A 17,624-nucleotide genomic window follows, 5' to 3' on the forward strand; every position below is an offset into this window, starting at 1 on the left:
AAAAGGAGCCTTAAACAGTGATCGACACATTCAACAGAACCGGCCCGCTTATGGAAGCCTCGAGTTATCCCGCCTGGGCACAAAAACTGATCCAGGACTGTAGCGAGAGCAAGCGTCGCGTTGTCGAACACGAACTGTACCAGCGCATGCGCGATAACACGCTCAGCGCCAAGACCATGCGCCACTACCTGATCGGTGGCTGGCCTGTGGTGGAACAGTTTGCCTTGTACATGGCACAGAACCTCACCAAGACCAAATTTGCCCGCCATCCGGGGGAGGACATGGCGCGCCGCTGGCTGATGCGCAATATTCGCGTGGAACTCAACCATGCCGACTATTGGGTGCATTGGGCCCGTGCTCACGGCGTGAGCCTGGAAGACTTGCAGGCCCAGAATGTGCCGCCGGAGCTGCACGCACTGAGCCATTGGTGCTGGCACACTAGCTCTGCCGATTCGCTGATCGTGGCGATTGCCGCGACCAACTACGCAATCGAGGGGGCGACGGGGGAATGGTCTGCGGTGGTGTGTTCTACCGGCGTCTACGCAGCGGCCTTCCCAGAGGAAGAGCGCAAGCGCGCGATGAAGTGGCTGAAGATGCACGCCCAGTACGATGACGCCCACCCGTGGGAGGCGCTGGAAATCATCTGCACCCTGGCCGGCATGAACCCGACCCAGCAATTGCAGGTAGAGCTGCGCCAAGCCGTGTGCAAGAGCTACGACTACATGTATCTCTTCCTGGAAAGTTGCATGCGCCTGGAGAAAGAGAAGGCGCCAGCCTTGGTGCGTGAGCGCCAGGCGCGGGTCGCCAGCGAAGCCTGATGCAGTAGGTAATGTGGCGAGGGAGCAAGCTCCCTCGCCACCGTTATGTCATTCGACTTTAACGGTTAGGGCTTACCCCGCCATCGCCAAGCGGTTGCGGCCTTCGCGCTTGGCCACGTACAACGCGCTGTCAGCTCGTCGCAGCAGGCTTTCGGCAGATTCTGCCGCCAGCAAGGTCGAACAACCGAGGCTCACCGTCAATTCGATCCGCTCTCCATCCACCCGGTAATCCTGGGTCTGTGCCGCTTGGCGCAGGCGTTCGCCGACCATTGCCGCCGCGTCTCGGCCGGTGTTGGACAGCAGGATCAGAAACTCTTCCCCGCCAAATCGAAACACCATGTCCACGTTGCGCAATTGACTCTTTATCGCTGCGGCGACGGCGCGCAACACCGTATCGCCGGCGGTGTGGCCGTGGGTATCGTTGATGACCTTGAAGTGGTCGATGTCGAGCATCAGCAAGGACAGCGGGCTCAGATGCCGGCGCGCCATGTCGATTTCCCGTTGCAAGGTCTGGTCCATGGCAATGCGGTTGCCGGTCTCGGTCAACGGGTCGCGCAGGGCGCTGCGGGTGGCGGCACGGTAGAGCAGAGCGTTGCGCATCGGGTAGAGCAGGGTGGCCAGCAGGGATTCGAGCTGGCCCAGTTCTTCTTCCACCAGGCGCTGGTTGCGGCGAAAGATTAATTCACCGAGGTGCTCGCCTTCATGGCTCAGGCTATAGCTCACCGTATGGTGACCGCGATGGCCGAACTCCAGGCGCAGGTCGCTGGCTTGATGGCGGTATTGCAGGGCGTCCAGAGGCACCAGGCGTTGGATCTCTCGGAAGAAAACACCGAGGATGCGCTCCGGCTCCAGGCTGGTTTGCAGTTGCAGGCCCAGTTGCTGGCGAAGTTGGCTGATAGTGGTGGGACGGTGTGGGACGAGGGATGGCTGACCAAACCCCAGGCGCTGCAATTTGGCACTGTCGAAGTCAATTGCGTTGGTCTGGGTAGGTGTTTTCATGAGCAATCGGCCTCTAAGCTCTTAGCTGTCTTACAGGCTCGATGAGAGTGGCGAGTGCCAAGCGTCTAACTGTTCCTTCAGTTCCGTAAAACATTGGTTACAGTTTAGACCGCTTTTTACTGGGTTATAACCCCAGGGAACCACCGCACGTCTTGTCATCGCTTAACCTGCTTGGAGAGGTTAGAGCGATATTCGTGCCAAATGGTTTAACATTATTAAATGTTCTTATAAAACAACGACTATTCCTATCGGTAGAAACAGTCGTTGAATAATCACGCCGGTTATTTGGCTGATGGGTACCCGTTTTAAAGGTGTTGGCCAACCAAGGTGGTTTGGTCAATCTGGTCAATCGACGTCACGCCCGTGAGGGTCATGGCCACGCGCATTTCCTTGGCGAAGATGTCCAGCAGGTTTTCCACGCCGTGCTGGCCATCGGCGGCCAGCGCGTAGGCACTGGCGCGACCCAGCAGGCAGGCTTTGGCACCCAGGGCGAGCATGCGCACCACGTCCAGCCCGGAACGGATGCCGGAGTCGACCAGCACCGTAAGGTCGTCGCCCACCGCATCGGCAATCGGTGGCAAGGCTTTAGCGGTGGACAGCACGCCATCCAATTGACGACCACCATGGTTGGAAACCACGATGCCATCGGCGCCGAAACTCACCGCGTCCTTGGCATCCTGTGGGTCGAGGATGCCCTTGATGATCATCGGGCCCTTCCAGAATTCGCGGATCCACTCCAAGTCTTTCCAACTGATCGACGGGTCGAAGTTGTTGGCCAGCCAGCCGATGTAATCTTCCAAGTGGGTGGGTTTGCCTAGGTACTTGGAGATATTGCCAAGGTCGTGCGGGCGGCCCATCAACCCCACATCAAAGGCCCATTGCGGCTTGGTGACAGCTTGCAACATGCGTCGCTGTGCTGCGAAGGGCCCGGACATGCCCGAGTGGGCATCGCGGTAGCGCGCGCCGGGCGTGGGCATATCCACAGTGAATACCAGCGTCGTGACGCCGGCCGCCTGCGCTCGTTCCAGTGCGTTGCGCATGAAGCCACGGTCCTTGAGCACATACAGTTGGAACCAGATCGCCTGCGCACTTTGCGACGCCACCTCTTCAATTGGGCACACCGATACCGTCGACAGGCAGAACGGGATGCCTTTGTTCTCCGCTGCCTTGGCGGCCTGCACTTCGCCGCGTCGCGCATACATGCCGGTCAGGCCCACCGGGCTGAGGATCACCGGCATGTCCAGTGTCTGGCCGAACACCGTGGTCTTCAGGCTCAGGTTATCCACATTGCGCAGGACGCGCTGGCGCAGGCTGATCTCGGCCAGGTCCGAACTGTTCGCGCGCATCGTGTGTTCGGCGTAGGCGCCGCCGTCAATGTAGTCGAACAGGAAGCGCGGCAGCTTGCGCTTGGCGGCTGCGCGGTAGTCGGAGGCGGACGAGATGATCATGAACAGTGTCTCCACAAGCCAGGGCGGATCAGGATAGGCAAATATCTGGCATGATAAAAACAACTTTTATCACTGCTGGCCAGTCGCCAAAGGAATACCGATGAACCTGAGAACACTGCGTACCTTTGTCGAAGTGGTGCGCCAAGGTGGCTTCTCCCAGGCTGCCGAGGTGGTGTCCCTGACCCAATCCACCGTGAGCAAGGCGGTCAAGACCCTCGAAGACGAGCTGGGCACGCCGTTGCTCAACCGTCTCGGCCACCGCAACGAACTCACCGCCGCCGGCGACATTGCCTACCGCCGCGCCTTGGTGCTGCTCGCCGAGCACAACGACCTGGTGGCCGAGATCAACGACCTGCGCGGCCTCAAGCGTGGCGTGCTACGCATCGGCTTGCCGCCTGTGGGCTGCGGCGTGTTGTTCGCGACGATGTTTGCCACCTACCGCAGTCGCTATCCGGACATCGACATCGAACTCACCGAATACGGCAGCAAAAAACTGCGCGAGTGCCTGGAAGCGGGGGAGGTCGACCTGGCGGCGCTGCTGCTGCCGGTGGATGAAGGCTTCGATTGCCAACCCGTGCGCAATGAACCACTGATCGCGGTGTTGCCCATCAGCCACCCATTGGCCCTGCGCAAACGCATCGACTTCACCGACTTGGCGGATTCACCCTTCATCCTGTTTGAAGCCGGCTTCGCCCTTAACGCCAAAATTCTCGCCGCGTGCGAACGCAAAGGCGTCACCCCCAAGGTGACGGCGCGCAGCGGCCAGATCGACTTCATCGTCGACCTGGTCGCCGCCGGTTTGGGCGTGGCTTTCCTGCCGCGCATGCTGGCGCACAAACATCAACACGCGGGCATCGCCCTGATCCCCTTGGACGAACCCCACACCGACTGGCACATCGCCTTGGCCTGGCGAGCCAGCGCTCACTTACCACCCGCCGCCCTGGCCTGGCTGGAGATGGCCAGCGAGCACGCAGACTCAACCGGCCATCCGTTTTAATCTCAGCGAGTGCCATAGAAAGCTTGACTTCTCCTTTTCAATCAGTAACATACGGCGCATTCCGCGATAGCTCAGTTGGTAGAGCAAATGACTGTTAATCATTGGGTCCCTGGTTCGAGTCCAGGTCGTGGAGCCAGATAGAGAAAGCCTGCAGAGATGCAGGCTTTTTTTTGCCTTGGATTTCTCCGGGGTGATCAAAGCGCACAGCGTGACCAGCATGAAGCGTCTCAAATCCTACGATTATGAGGGAAGCTCCATGAAAGTCGCTGCAGTCGTTTCAACCAAAGGCGGGCCGGGTAAAACCACGGTCGGCGCCAATTTAGGTGCGTTCTGTGCCGATGCAGGTGTTCGGACCCTGCTCATTGACCTTGATAATCAGCCGTCACTGTCCTCGTTTTACAACCTGTCGCACGAGGCACCTGGCGGTACCTATCAGTTGATCACGAGTAATGAGACTCGGCCTGATCAAATCATTTCTCAAACCTGCATCCCCAATCTGTCGCTGATCAAGTCAAATGATCCCTTCAATTTATTGAGTAATTTGTTACTGCACGCTGCTGACGGACGCCTTCGTCTCAAGAATTTAATGCCGGCCTTTGCGCAAGACTTTGATCTGATTTTGATCGATACCCAGGGCGCTCGCTCCATCGTGCTAGAGATGGCCTTGCTGGGTTCTCAAGTGGCTATTTCTCCCATCACGCCCGATATGTTGACGGCTCGAGAGTTTCAGCGAGGGATGCTCCAGCTCTATCGAGACCTGGAGCCTTTGGCTGCATTGGGTGCAGTGACACCGGTGTTGAACATCGTGATCAACAAACTGGATGCAACCAATGATGCAAATCTTATCTACCACACGTTGACCGAGACTTTTTCTGATCACCCCAAAATTCAGATGGTCGAGACGACGATTCCCGCTGCGGTGAGTTTTCGCCGCGCTGCAACAGAGGGCATACCAGCGCATCGGCTGGCCGAGCGCGACGCTGGCAATCGAAGCGCTGGGCTGTGCACACTCTTGAATGACTTGGGCCTTGAAGGACTTGGAATAGGAACGGCGTGTTGGCTGCATGAAATACCCGCTTAAAAGGCTAGAACTGGTGTCCACTTAAATTTAAGTGCACACCATGTCTTGGCTTTGCGGGGCTGGGTAGATGACTTGGCCGGACGCATACAGATATTCAAGTTTTAGCACCTGCTTACCTACGTGAGCACGTGCGTGGTGTCTTGAGTGATGCGCTCGAGAAGTACATTGTTTCTCAAGACTAGAGTGGAGCAGGTCAATATGATCGATCGCGTTCTCCACGCTGCATCTCCCATCTGGACTATATGAGACGGCCTGTGTAGCGTCTCTGTCCAACTGAGCGGCCGACACTCTCATCATGGCCGGTTGCCGGACTAAATATCGACTTTTGGAGTGAGCGTTTTGAAATCTACGGATGGTACGAGTTTCAAGGAGTGGATGATTCGGTCCGGCAAGGCTGTAAACACAGCCAATAATTATTTGAGTGGTGTTAGAACGGTATCTGGGCACTGCGGCGAAGATATTTTACAGATCACGGATCTTGTCGATCTGCGCCGTTTTTACGAGGAATATGGGCCTCAAGGAATTCACTCAGCCATAGGCGCCAGTAACAGCGGCAATGTGCAAAGTGGGCTTAAGCAGTGGTTGGATTATCAGTCGTTTCTTCAGCTAGGTGGGGAATCGGTTGCTACTGCCGCGAGTGCAGCCCTTAGGGTGCAGCCTGCGCTCAATCAGATTCTTTACGGGCCACCAGGTACCGGGAAAACCTACACCACCATCGAGGCAGCCTTGGAGATTCTCGACCCCCAGTGGCTGGCGGAAAATCGTCAGAATCGTAAGGCGTTGAAGGAGCGGTTTGACGAGTTGGCCAAGGGCGAACGCATTCGGTTCGTCACTTTCCATCAGAGCTTCAGTTACGAAGACTTTGTTGAAGGGCTAAGAGCTGAGAGCAACGAAGAACACAAGCAACTCGAATACAAGGTAGAGCCAGGCGTTTTCAAGCGCCTATGTGATACCGCGCGTACCCAAGCTGTACAAGCCGAAACCGGAGTTCGCAGTAACCCCCGTATTTGGAAACTCTCCATCAATGGCACAGGGAGTTCATCAACCAAGAGCTATTGCTTGGAGCATGGCGAAGCGCGGGTAGGCTGGGGACATACAGGTGACTTAATGGGTGACCTGGAAAACAGTGAGTACTACCAAAAGCTGGGATCCGGCGACAAAGGCACGCTGGAGCACTTTGCCCAAAGCATGGCGATCGGGGATATTGTGTTGTGCATCCACTCAGCTTCGCAAATAGGGGCGGTGGGTGTGATCACTGGCGATTATCGTTACGAGGCGCAGGTACCGGCTGGCGTAATCAATAACTACTGTCATGTGCGTCCGGTGAATTGGCTGTATAAAGATGTCAATCAGTCCATCCTGCCGCTCAATGATGATCATCAGTTTACCTTGAAGACGGTTTATCCGATGCCTCGTTTCAGCTGGGCAGATCTGCTTAGCTATTTGGAGCGGCAAGGCGTAGTACCTTCTGTGCCTCTTGTCGCAACACAGGATGAAGGTAAGCCCCATGTGTTGATCATTGACGAGATTAACCGGGGTAATGTCTCTCGGATTTTTGGGGAGCTGATCACGCTTATCGAAACGTCCAAGCGCGAGGGTGCGGATGAGGCACTGAGCGTTGATTTACCCTATTCGAAAAAGCCTTTCAGCGTACCTTCCAACGTTTACATCATTGGTACCATGAACACAGCTGACCGTTCATTGGCGGGGCTTGATATTGCCCTGAGACGTCGCTTTGTATTCCGTGAAATGCCACCCAGACCTAAGCTGCTCGATGGCGTGCTGGTTGGCGGGGTCAACGTCGGTCAGATGCTGCGGGTTATGAATCAACGTATTGAAGCGCTCCTGGATCGCGATCATTGTCTGGGCCATGCTTACTTCATGCCGTTGAAGTCCGATGCTCGACCTGAGCTGCTCGGCCTGATCTTCCGTAACCAGATTTTGCCCCTGCTGCAGGAGTATTTCTTCGATGACTGGCAGCGCATTCAATGGGTACTGAATGATCATCGAAAGCCTGAGCAGGATTGCTTTGTTTACCAGCAGGCGAAAGGCTTGCAAGCGCTTTTCGGTGATGATGTTCAGGTTGGGACCGGCAGCAAGACGTGGTGCGTCAATGAAGAGGCTTTTGACCGAGTCGAGGCTTACGTTGGGATTATTGATCACCAAGCTCTTAGCCTGACTGCCGAGGTAGTGCGCGAGGCTGCTCACGGCGAATTCACTGTCCGCGAGATGAAGACAGGCTCTATTGAGGTATTGCGAGGAAGCGCTCGGCTAGCCGTTGCCAAACCAGCTCTAAGGGAAATCGCTGCTGCTCTGCAGGTGAGTACTACCAACGGAATGGGTGGCGACCACAATACTCGTGCCCTAGGGCGCGCGGTCCTTGCTGCGTTGAACAGTGCTCGCTCGTGACTTTGCTCGTCACTATTCGAGAGTATGGGCGGCTAACTACCGCCGCTGTAACGCCTTCACTGGATGAAGCGCAGGTGACAGTGAGTGCATTCGACTGGTTGTGTGATCTGAGCGCGCGTTTCAATAAGAGCGGTGCCAGACTGTTGCAGGTTGAAGGGCGTCACTCTCTGAAATGGGACAGCTATGTTGGTGTGGTCGAAACGCCCTGTGGTACCCGGCTAGAAATCTTGCCCAAACATACTGAGCACGATCATTGCGAGAAGAAAGGCCGTGCACTGCTATGCCGGATGATTCAGAACGCATTGAATCTGAAGCCTAGGACTACATCTGTCGCCAGCTTGGAATTGTTCGATGCACCACTCACAGAATGGGTGATGGAGCAGTTTCTCGCAGAGCTGGACCATCTCATCAAGCGTGGCTTGCGATCTGACTACCTGCGAGTGGAGGAGGAGCAATACTTCCTGCGCGGCCAACTCAATGTCGTTGCCCAAATGCGCCAGCCACCTGGTCGGCAGCACTGTTTCCAGATCCGTCACGACGTATTTGTGCCTGATCGGCCAGAGAACCGTGTTCTCAAGTTTGCACTTGAGCGTGTGTGCAAGCTGACCCAACATCCTGATAACTGGCGTCTGGCGCACGAGTTGCGCAGCCTTTTGGTTGATGTGCCTTCCAGCAGTCGTCCGGAGACTGACCTTCGTAGTTGGAGCAATGAGCGGTTAATGGCGCACTACCGTGCAGTGAAACCTTGGTGTGAGTTAATTTTGAATGAGCAAATGCCGTTTGCGGTCGCAGGGCGGTGGCAGGGCATAAGCCTACTGTTTCCGATGGAGAGGTTGTTCGAACGATACGTCGAGGGTTGGTTGAGAGGGAGCCTGTTGCCTGGTGCTACCTTACGGTCGCAAGCTCGCACTGAATACCTCTGTCAGCACGATAACGACTCAATGTTCCGTCTAGAACCAGATTTTCTGATTCATCAAGGAGGACTGCAGTGGGTTTTGGATACCAAGTGGAAGCTGATTGACTCAAGATGTCGAGATAAGAATTATCGTCTGTCCCAGAGTGATTTCTACCAACTGTTCGCCTATGGACGAAAATACTTGAAACAGCCTGCGGGCCAGCTAGTGCTGATTTATCCTAGTCATTCTGCCTTTGCAGAGGCGCTCGCTCCGTTTGCTTTCGATGACAATTTACATTTGCACGTTCTACCATTTGATCTGCACGAGCTCTGCCTGGTCGACTCTGAGCAAACATCATTGCCATTGCTCACTAGTTAGGCGTTATTGTACTCAAGCGATCTTGAACGCGGGGCAAAACTAGGTCCTGCTATCTAGGTCCTGACAGACGGCTTTCGGCCAATAGCGGTAAGTCAGAAGTCGTAAGAATGCAGTTCAGAATCTAAAAATTCAGCTCGATAATCACTGTGCGTCAGTGCCACTCCCTAAAACAGTGCATGCATTGACGCGCACGCCAAGTCCTCAACTGCCCTCCGCAGAATGAGCAGCGGGCAATTTTTTGCTCGCACAGAGGCCTCATTCGATGGCGGAAATATTCCCAGACAACATCAGGATCAATATTTTCTCGGCGGACTATCTCATCTACTACTGCCTGATCACCCTTCTCGTGGAAAACCCCGATGATCGCAAGCGTCTCAATTGATGGACAGTAAGCAGTAATTGATTCGCCGCATCGATTACAAACACGTTGACCATAGTCAGTAGTCATAAATTCGTTTCAGTGCCTAGAACTGGAGATGACCTTTTTACTAGACGCGGGGTGCAGTGACAACGTCCGCTTTGGGTCGACTGCTGCCGGTCATGAGCGAAAAACATCAGCCTTTTCGGTGATGGATTGGAACTGCTAATCCTGTAGGCCACGTACTACTTGCCCTACAGAGCCGACCTGATAGCTGCGTACCAATTTTGTACCGACATGAGTCCATACAGCGACGCCCTGCTCCTCACGACAGGCGGCCATCGGCCGTTAGCTGGCCTATATATCGTCGTGATTTTTACGATTGTTTATCGCCCAGCTTGGTTGCAAAATCGGCGGCTCACGCGGTTGAGCCTTATAGACAGGGAGTTCAGATGGAAACTTTCGAATTGGATGACTTGACCCATGAGCAGATCAAGGCGTTTTGCCAATTGGGTGATGAACATCTGGAAGGCGGTGATTTCACGGCTGCCATCGGTCAGTACAACCTAGCGTGGGAGTTGATTCCAGAACCCAAAAATAACTGGGAAGCGGCGACATGGGTGCTTGCCGCTATCGGCGATGCCTGTTTTCAGGGAGGATTCTTTACCTCCGCAAAAGAGGCCCTTGAGTATGCGATGACTTGTCCCGATGCAGTCGGCAATCCATTTTTGCATTTGCGTTTGGGCCAAGCACTTTACGAGAAAGAGGAAACTGATCGAGCCGCCGATGAACTTATGCGAGCATACATGGCGGCTGGAGATGAGATTTTTGACAACGACGACCCCAAGTATTTCGCGTTTCTAAAAACGCGGGCCGTGATTTAAAAATCGGAACAGCCGATAACAAAAGCTCGACGGCGGCAATAATTGGCCGATAACTGCCGTTTTCGAGAGGCCGCGATTGGCCGATTTCTGCCGCTAGTGACGGGCAGCAATCGGCCAAAAGCGGACAGTCTTACTGGGACTGGGCTGGTATCCCTGAGGCTCGAAAGCAGCTATGAAACTCGGGGCGATTCAAAGCACCATTCGAAGACATCTACCCCCAAGCCCTCCACCGTAGCAAAGCGAAACCAAAAGCCGTCCACACACATACAAGCACTACTTTCAAGCGGTGCTTACCCAACTAGGAGCAGCCGACCTCTCATATAAGAAAACATCGTTCACATCACACTCCGGGTACACCCATTTACTCCAGTTATCAATCAGCCAACTTGTCGAAATCCCGTGACCAGGAGCACGACTTTCGATAGGGAGCTGAATGAGCATCAACCCTGACTTATTTCCAGACGCAACGACCAAAGAGTGCCCAAATTTCTCATCCGGGAGATCAACAACCATGAAATCCACAACACTTTCATACGGCCAACTTGCTGGCAGTCTAAATATATAGCCGCGCGAAATCAGCTCACCTGCATACTCAACCAGCTTCACACATGCCATTACTTAATCCTCAGATCATGACCACCAGAAGAGTCTTTTTAGTTATCTACAGGACTAAGATCGGACTTAACATCTCCCATATGCGCTCCGCTCCTACCATTTAACTTTCCGAATCTACCATGCTGGGTATCAACCGAGTGCATAAAACCATCACCACCGACAAAAACTTCTCTCGAATTCATCCTACTGAGACGGCTATCTTTCTTCCACCCAAGCGAATCAGCTACTTCCTTGGCAGTGGTCTTTACAGTCGCCACTCGCTCCCCAGGAGGCAAGCTAACCAACCCTTTCTCGAAATCAGAAGCTGACTGACCGCCTGGAAGGTTATCCACGTGTGGAAAGACAAGGATGGCTAATCAGAGCGACGGTCGCTAACCGGCCGATTGTGTTGAAAAAGTCGGTTTTCATAAAACACTCGAATATTGATGGATGAAAACACCCCTGTTGCCCGCTGCTACGTGAAATCCGAGCACTGAACCTTCAGCCAAAAATTCAGATTTCAATCTCAGGTGCGTACTTTTCTGGCGTGGAATTCGAAGCCGACTTTTTCAACAGAATCGACCAAAAGCAGTCGCTCACTGTCCAAGAAATCCGGAGCGATTCACAATACACGTTGAATGGTTAGCGGGTCGAGATAAAGTGGCATGCTCCGGATGCGAACGCTGCCATGAATCATGTAGGGTCGAACTCGGGAGCTGGATGGACCGCGCAAATAAAAATAGGAAATAAATTGCTGGGTCAAGACGGCGTGCTTTACCGGAGGCCTTCGAATACAATGCATATACCTGTGGATTTCTAAGCATGAAAAATGTTGAATATTATGCGTCGCTGCCAGATTTCATGACCAAGGAGGAACTTGAAACGGCGTTTGCAGAGTTGTTGGATGAGTTCGAACCTGAAAAAAACGGCAGCGCGGCGCTTATAAAGTCATTGGTGCAATTGAGTGAGCGACAGTGGCATACCTATAGTTTGTTAGACGATAGTCTCAGAGAGCGAATTGAACATTGCTTGTTGTCTTTATGGAATGGTCATGATCTGGAGCAGGCTGAAGAGGTTATTAGCATTACGGCGAGCTTAGGGCTTGAAGCGATCAATACTTTCCTAGCCTCTCGCTCGCCTAAAGACGTGTCACCGGAGGTGTTTAATGAGATTTCACTCGCGTTATCCGAGTTGGGTAGCTCTGTATCAGATCCGTATATTGGGATGCGCTAATTAGCGGCGACATAGTTGCGAATAATTGCCTGAATCGACCCTAGTTTCGTAGACACGCCGAGTGGCCGCTTCTGGCCGATTCTGTTGAAAAAGTCGATCTGCCCAAACTGCCTGATCATTGACCGGTGAAAATCCCTTTTTTGCACGCTGCTACGTGAAATCCGAGTCCGGAAGCCTCTGCCAAAAGTAAAGATTTCAATCTCGGACGCATACTTTTCTGATGCGCAAACCATGGCCGACTTTTTCAACATAATCGGCCGATTGTAGCCGGTCGCAAAAACCAGAACCGACCCGAAGCGGTCATCAACATATTCCAGTATTATCATGTCGATACCCGGACTGCTCATAGGGAGGTTGATGTATGGCCAGAAGGATTAGGCTTCAAAAGAAACTTCATTCAAAGTATCTCATTCAGATAGCGGGAGAGGTGGTGCTTGATGATGGCCTTGTTGAAAAGCTATGGGAGCTCAACAGAGGTGACAGGTTTGAGTTGAACTCACGGTCCTTCAGTTTTGGACCTGTACAAAAATACCGCTTGGAATACGTGATAACCAGAGGCCCACTTCCCGGTCACTGGCTCTACAAAAAATTTGACCCAGAGGAGCTGACATTATTTTTTACGGCAAAAGACTTCGCCGGTATTTGCCATGGCTGGACCTTGTTTGATGAGTGATCGCTCAGCATTAGCTTTCGGGGAGGCTTCTGCGCGGTTTTTTGCCGGTCACGGCAGGCAGTGAATTGTCCCATTGCGGCCATTCAAATGATCAACACCTCGTGGTCTAATTTACATAAATTTAAATCGTTCTACCTCAGTAATCGATCAGCGAGGCAAGGCTCTGTATTGCCCGTCTTTATAATCCACTCGGGAATACCTCACTGCAGCAGTACCGGATAGCGCCTCAGTTGCACTGTTCCCTAACAGCAACGCTTTTGTGGGATTGATGATGTGATGTTGAACATCGATCGGGCTGTTGATATCAGTTAGGCGTAGGCTGTAGCACCATTCGTTCTCGTACTGCGTGTGCACCCAGCGAAACAGGCGTTCACCCTCAAGAACCAAGTCGTATTCATGGTCTAGATCGAGGGGAAACCCCATTTGTATTTCCTCGAAGTTAATTGGGCCGCTCCAGCGGCCTATATGCAGCAGTGGTTCTTGGTTGTCTTCCGCATTGATTCCCTCGCCTGTAAGACTGATCTGAACTACAAGATAACTACCCGTTGACCGTTTCGGTTTGGAAATGATCGGCAGAGAAGTTCCTAGCTCGATATACACCCACTCACTCTCATCAGTCCTGCGGGTATCGATCCATTTACCTCCTGCCTTGTAGCGCTTGGCGATTTCCGGAACCAATAACGCACGGCTCAATTCTTCCTTGATCAGCTCAGTCAGGCGTTCACATTCAGCGCCAAGTCGAGAAACAAATCGAATAGCTTCTGTAATCGACTTACCAATGTTCGTGGGGGCTGTCACTGTTCTGAACTCCAAATGAATGTGGGCAACGAAGTTGCTAGCTTAGGGCAGGCGGGAGGTTCCAATTCCATGAAGCCGTTTATGGGGCTCCAGAACAATGGTAATTTTTCAAGCAAGGATGGTGGTGTGATGTGTCTAAATCCTTGGAAGCGACTGATGCCCAGTTTCTTGAGAAGAGTAGTCACATGGAGATTCCATTTTTTTAGTCCTGCATCGCTTGAATAATCCAATTTGTTCAATACGTCGAGAACACTGATCCAAGATCTTAGGATCAAACGGCCTTTCCAGATGTTTTCTTGACCGATGGCATTTAGGCCTGCACTGATCTCGGGTGCAATGAAAACGTGGTGCGCAACTTCGCGCTCGGCGTGAGTCAGATATTCGTTCCATTGCCGGTGCAACTGATCATTACCGCTTAACGGTGCATTCCATTTGAATTCCACCAGCAAGATGCGGCGCTCTCCTGTCTGCCAATGCAGCTCGACGAGGAGATCTGGCTCTACTGTTCGAAGCTGCCAAAAATCCATCTGAACGCGGCTGATGGGGCCCGCAGGAAATACCAAGTCCTCTCTGATATCGCGCTCAATTAACGCTCTCCAAAAAGAGCCACTGGCTTCAGGTGGCATGTAATCCAGTGGGCCCATGAGCAAAGAAGTTATCTCATCTTCTTCACACACTCGTTTTTCACCTACTTCGCGGTGTCCAAGATAGCGTCTGTAAAGATGACTTTTTCCGTGGGAAAAGGAGTGGAGCATTCCATTGGCTTCGCTTACAGGAGTAGATCGCAATAGTCGCGGATTGCTCTCTTCTTGGCTAGTGAGCATAGGGAGTCTCAGCTAGGCCCGCTTCGGTTATTCAGTAAGACTGACGAGCCTCAGGTTAAGGCTGATCTATCCGGCTCAATCAGCGTGCATATCCGTCACCGGCGAAAAACTCTATCTGGTTACTGCCATCTCCTTTGCCAACACCTAACCGCCCCGCAACAGTCTATCCATTGTCGAGCGATTCGAGCCCTCACACTAGCGAAGTAAACCGCGAGAGTCGGCGCTAGGATTGCTATGGCCGTTTTCAGCCGGGCGCGCACGGCTAAAAACGGCCTTGGATTCAACCGGTCAACGCAACAGATTGGAATGTCTTCCATGCATGAGGTTCATGAGGGGGATGGGCAAATTCAGTAGTGTCCACATCAGAGTAGCTCAAGGTTATGACCTTTATCTGCGACTAATTCCCAGTGTTGATGGGATGGCTCGCACGTTTAGGGCATGGGTGAAACCCGTGCTGAAAAGGCCTGGGCCTAAGAAAATCAGAGGTTCAGAGGGTGGTATCTAGGCTTCAAAGGATTTCGTACAGAGCGTAGGGATGGTATCTACTGAGCGGGTGGTGGCACAATGCTTCGGCAATGCCGTGCCCCTCGTTTAAATTGGTTATTCGCATGATGATGATGTAGTTCGAAAGGGAGTTTGAGATGAGTATTTCGCTTGCCGATTTAACGAAGAGAATCAACCCCAGTAATACGGTGCTTTTTTTTGGCGCAGGTTCTTCGCTTCCATCCGGTGCTCCGTCAGTATCGAAATTAATAGAGATTTTCTCATCGAAGTTTAGCTTATCCAGTGAAGGATATTCGTTAAGCGAGATAACCAGTTTGGCAGAGCAAAAGCGCTCTCGAAAGGAAATGATCGAATGCTTACGTGTTCCATTCAAGAACCTAACGGCAACCGGTAGTCTACTAAATCTCCCGCTCTATGAATGGAAAAACATTTACACCACAAATTACGATAATCTCATAGAACAATCGTATTCGAAAAAGGATCGCCCGTTATCTGTCACTTCCTCTAATTTCGACTTCACCCTTCAAAGAGTTCCCGAAGCTACAAAGTTATTTAAGCTGCATGGTTCAATTGAGAAAGATGAAGTCGATGGGGTCCACAGCAGAATAGTCATCACTGAGAATGACTATGATCTTACTAGCGAGTATCGAGAACACTTGTATGAGTCTTTGAGGCTGGATCTAGCCGGTTCAGACCTAGTGGTCATCGGCTATTCACTTGCGGATCCTCATATTAAGGAACTTGTCACCAAAGCTTTAGATATTAACAGTAAGAGTCACAATCCAGCTACAATATACCTTTTGCTCTACACCCCGGATGAAAATCGAGCTTTATTGCACGAACGTCGCGGTATAAAGGTTGCCTTCGGCGGGTTGGACGATTTTTTTGTCGAATTAATGAAAAATGCAGAGGTGTCGACAACATATGCGTCCACGGGCGACCCATTGGACTATTCTCATGTACTGCGCCCGGTGACGAAGGATGTCGCTCATGAGATCAGAAGTAGTTGTAAAGATGCGAGTGCAATGTTCAATGGGTGGCCCGCATCATATGCAGACATATCTGCAAACTTAACGTTTCGCAGGACGCAATGCCCACTTATTCAATCTGAACTAGATAAAGAAGAAATATCCAGTATAGTCATTTTGGGCGCAAGTGGAACGGGTAAGACAACACTGGCAAAGCAAGTGATGCATGCTCAGAATATGAGGGGCTGGCACGCATGGGAGCATAAACGCGATCACACGCTGCTGTACAGCCATTGGCTTGAAGTAGCAACTTACCTAAAAAACAAGAATGAGCAAGGCATATTGTTTGTAGATGATGCTCACATTCATATGAATGAGGTGAACTCACTAGTCGACCTACTGGTCAGTGAGGAAAACAAGAACTTAAAGTTAATCTTGGTTTCCGCACGTAATCAGTGGAATCCACGCGTCAAAACACCGAATATTTTTAAGCGTGGCAAACAGTACGTGCTAAAGGGTCTTGATTATAATGAGGTGGATGAACTACTCACCTTGGTGGATACCAATCCAGATCTTAAACCACTCGTTGAAAATAATTTCTCTGGTTTCTCGCGGGCTGAGAGAAAACGTCGTCTTATGGTTCGATGCGAATCAGATACATTTGTCTGTTTGAAAAACATTTTTGCGTCTGAAAAGTTTGATGACATTGTCTTGCGTGAGTTTGCATCGCTGCCGGAGGACTATCGAGAAGTCTATCGGTTAGTCGCAGCAATGGAAAGTTCAGGTATAAATGTTCACCGGCAATTAGTTATTAGACTATTGGGCATTCCCGCGCAGAACGTGACTGCTTCGTTAACAAATCTCGTAGACATCATTCATGAGTATGTGATCAGCGAAAAAGATGGAATCTATGGGTGGAAGGGACGACATCCGGTTATCACAGATATTATCTCCCAATACAAAATGACGGATATTAAGGAGTATTTTTCACTTTTTGAAAAGGTGATTGATAATATCGTCCCGACTTATGATGTCGAAATTCGTACCATCCGACAGTTGTGCGGGTTCGAGAAAGGTATCAACCGGATTCCTGACAAACATGTTCGCAATAAGCTGCTGAGGAAGATGATTTCGATCGCACCTGGTGAGCGGGTCCCTCGCCATCGCTTGATCCGGAATCTTATCGATATAAATGAGATTGAAAAGGCGGATACAGAAATTCGTCTCTTCGAGAATGATTTTAAAGCGGATGGACCAGTACACCGATTCAAAATCATGCTTTTGCTGGCGCGCGCTGAAAGGACGCCCGGCATCCTTGACGAGGATCGCATAGCCATCTTGGATAAGGCTCGCGCGCTCGCGAGCTATGCCGTAGATCGATATAAGGATAATAAAGATATAATGCGTATCTTCTGTGATGTAGGTATAGAAGTTTTCAAAAAAACCAAAGATATGTCGGTATTCAATGAGGCGATGGGTAAGCTGAGACTTGCTGAGGAGCGAATAGGCGACCCAGACATAACTGGGTTGATTATTCAGTATCAGAGAAAAATTTCAGGCCATGATTACGGATCGATAGCTGATACAGACGCTGAAAATGATTAATCACTCAATCTTGGTGTTTTGTAAGCGCTCCATAAACCCCACCGACTACAAGATGGGTAGAGCGCTTAGCTGGGCGATACCGGCGAGCAGTTCCACGGCAACAGCGCTTCGTAATCTCCAACCGAGGTCGCCAGCGGTAGCCGTTCTAATGCGTGGC

Annotated in this window: 14 protein-coding genes and 1 tRNA gene; 10 read left to right on the forward strand and 5 right to left on the reverse strand. The window is 51.8% G+C overall.

Annotated features, from left to right (window positions below):
- Nucleotides 1-50: 50 nt before the first annotated feature.
- Nucleotides 51-818 (forward strand): TenA family transcriptional regulator, encoded by a 768-nt coding sequence (locus AACY30_RS04630; protein WP_445261414.1) that lies wholly within the window; start codon nt 51-53, stop codon nt 816-818.
- Nucleotides 819-890: 72 nt separating this feature from the next.
- On the opposite strand, the gene AACY30_RS04635 is transcribed toward AACY30_RS04630, so the two are convergent.
- Nucleotides 891-1,817, reverse strand: coding sequence for a GGDEF domain-containing protein (locus AACY30_RS04635; RefSeq protein WP_339539875.1), 927 nt, complete (start codon nt 1,815-1,817; stop codon nt 891-893).
- 305 nt (nt 1,818-2,122) lie between these two features.
- Nucleotides 2,123-3,265: an FMN-dependent L-lactate dehydrogenase LldD gene (lldD, locus tag AACY30_RS04640; protein WP_339468280.1), complete on the reverse strand. Its 1,143-nt coding sequence runs from the start codon at nt 3,263-3,265 to the stop codon at nt 2,123-2,125.
- A 100-nt stretch (nt 3,266-3,365) separates the two neighbouring features.
- Between lldD and AACY30_RS04645 the strand changes: the two genes are divergently transcribed.
- The 6 genes from AACY30_RS04645 to AACY30_RS04670 all read left to right on the forward strand — a co-directional run bounded on the left by AACY30_RS04645 (nt 3,366) and on the right by AACY30_RS04670 (nt 10,268).
- Complete coding sequence (locus tag AACY30_RS04645; protein ID WP_339468281.1) at nt 3,366-4,262, forward strand: LysR family transcriptional regulator; 897 nt, start codon at nt 3,366-3,368, stop codon at nt 4,260-4,262.
- A gap of 60 nt (nt 4,263-4,322) precedes the next feature.
- Nucleotides 4,323-4,398: transfer RNA gene (locus AACY30_RS04650), tRNA-Asn, on the forward strand.
- Nucleotides 4,399-4,479: 81 nt separating this feature from the next.
- Nucleotides 4,480-5,343 carry a ParA family protein gene (locus AACY30_RS04655; RefSeq protein ID WP_339539878.1) on the forward strand — a complete coding sequence of 288 codons (864 nt, stop codon included), beginning with the start codon at nt 4,480-4,482 and terminating at the stop codon, nt 5,341-5,343.
- A gap of 375 nt (nt 5,344-5,718) precedes the next feature.
- Nucleotides 5,719-7,752, forward strand: coding sequence for an AAA family ATPase (locus AACY30_RS04660; RefSeq protein ID WP_339539913.1), 2,034 nt, complete (start codon nt 5,719-5,721; stop codon nt 7,750-7,752).
- Nucleotides 7,749-9,026 (forward strand): McrC family protein, encoded by a 1,278-nt coding sequence (locus tag AACY30_RS04665; protein ID WP_339539880.1) that lies wholly within the window; start codon nt 7,749-7,751, stop codon nt 9,024-9,026. The genes AACY30_RS04660 and AACY30_RS04665 overlap by 4 nt, the downstream gene beginning before the upstream one ends.
- 810 nt (nt 9,027-9,836) lie before the next feature.
- Nucleotides 9,837-10,268 (forward strand): tetratricopeptide repeat protein, encoded by a 432-nt coding sequence (locus tag AACY30_RS04670; RefSeq protein WP_247404260.1) that lies wholly within the window; start codon nt 9,837-9,839, stop codon nt 10,266-10,268.
- A gap of 279 nt (nt 10,269-10,547) precedes the next feature.
- Here AACY30_RS04670 and imm45 read toward each other — a convergent pair whose 3' ends face one another.
- A complete protein-coding gene (gene imm45 / locus AACY30_RS27335) occupies nt 10,548-10,883 on the reverse strand; it encodes an Imm45 family immunity protein (RefSeq protein WP_445261412.1) in 336 nt (111 codons plus the stop codon).
- 801 nt (nt 10,884-11,684) lie between these two features.
- Between imm45 and AACY30_RS04675 the strand changes: the two genes are divergently transcribed.
- Both AACY30_RS04675 and AACY30_RS04680 read left to right on the forward strand, forming a co-directional pair.
- Nucleotides 11,685-12,095: a hypothetical protein gene (locus AACY30_RS04675; RefSeq protein WP_339539897.1), complete on the forward strand. Its 411-nt coding sequence runs from the start codon at nt 11,685-11,687 to the stop codon at nt 12,093-12,095.
- A 361-nt stretch (nt 12,096-12,456) separates the two neighbouring features.
- Nucleotides 12,457-12,768, forward strand: a complete 312-nt coding sequence (locus AACY30_RS04680) for a hypothetical protein (protein ID WP_339539899.1) — start codon at nt 12,457-12,459, stop codon at nt 12,766-12,768.
- 147 nt (nt 12,769-12,915) lie between these two features.
- Here AACY30_RS04680 and AACY30_RS04685 read toward each other — a convergent pair whose 3' ends face one another.
- Together AACY30_RS04685 and AACY30_RS04690 are read right to left on the reverse strand one after the other, a co-directional pair.
- Nucleotides 12,916-13,566, reverse strand: coding sequence for a hypothetical protein (locus AACY30_RS04685; protein ID WP_339539900.1), 651 nt, complete (start codon nt 13,564-13,566; stop codon nt 12,916-12,918).
- The gene (locus AACY30_RS04690) at nt 13,563-14,390 is read right to left on the reverse strand and encodes a hypothetical protein (RefSeq protein WP_339539902.1); all 828 of its coding nucleotides are present in this window, start codon (nt 14,388-14,390) and stop codon (nt 13,563-13,565) included. The genes AACY30_RS04685 and AACY30_RS04690 overlap by 4 nt, the downstream gene beginning before the upstream one ends.
- A gap of 641 nt (nt 14,391-15,031) precedes the next feature.
- On the opposite strand from AACY30_RS04690, the gene AACY30_RS04695 reads away from it, so the two are divergent.
- The gene (locus tag AACY30_RS04695) at nt 15,032-17,467 is read left to right on the forward strand and encodes an SIR2 family protein (protein WP_065910535.1); all 2,436 of its coding nucleotides are present in this window, start codon (nt 15,032-15,034) and stop codon (nt 17,465-17,467) included.
- Nucleotides 17,468-17,624: the final 157 nt, after the last annotated feature.

The sequence above is a fragment of the Pseudomonas sp. RA_5y_Pfl1_P24 genome (genome assembly GCF_963970945.1).
GTDB lineage: Bacteria > Pseudomonadota > Gammaproteobacteria > Pseudomonadales > Pseudomonadaceae > Aquipseudomonas > Aquipseudomonas tritici.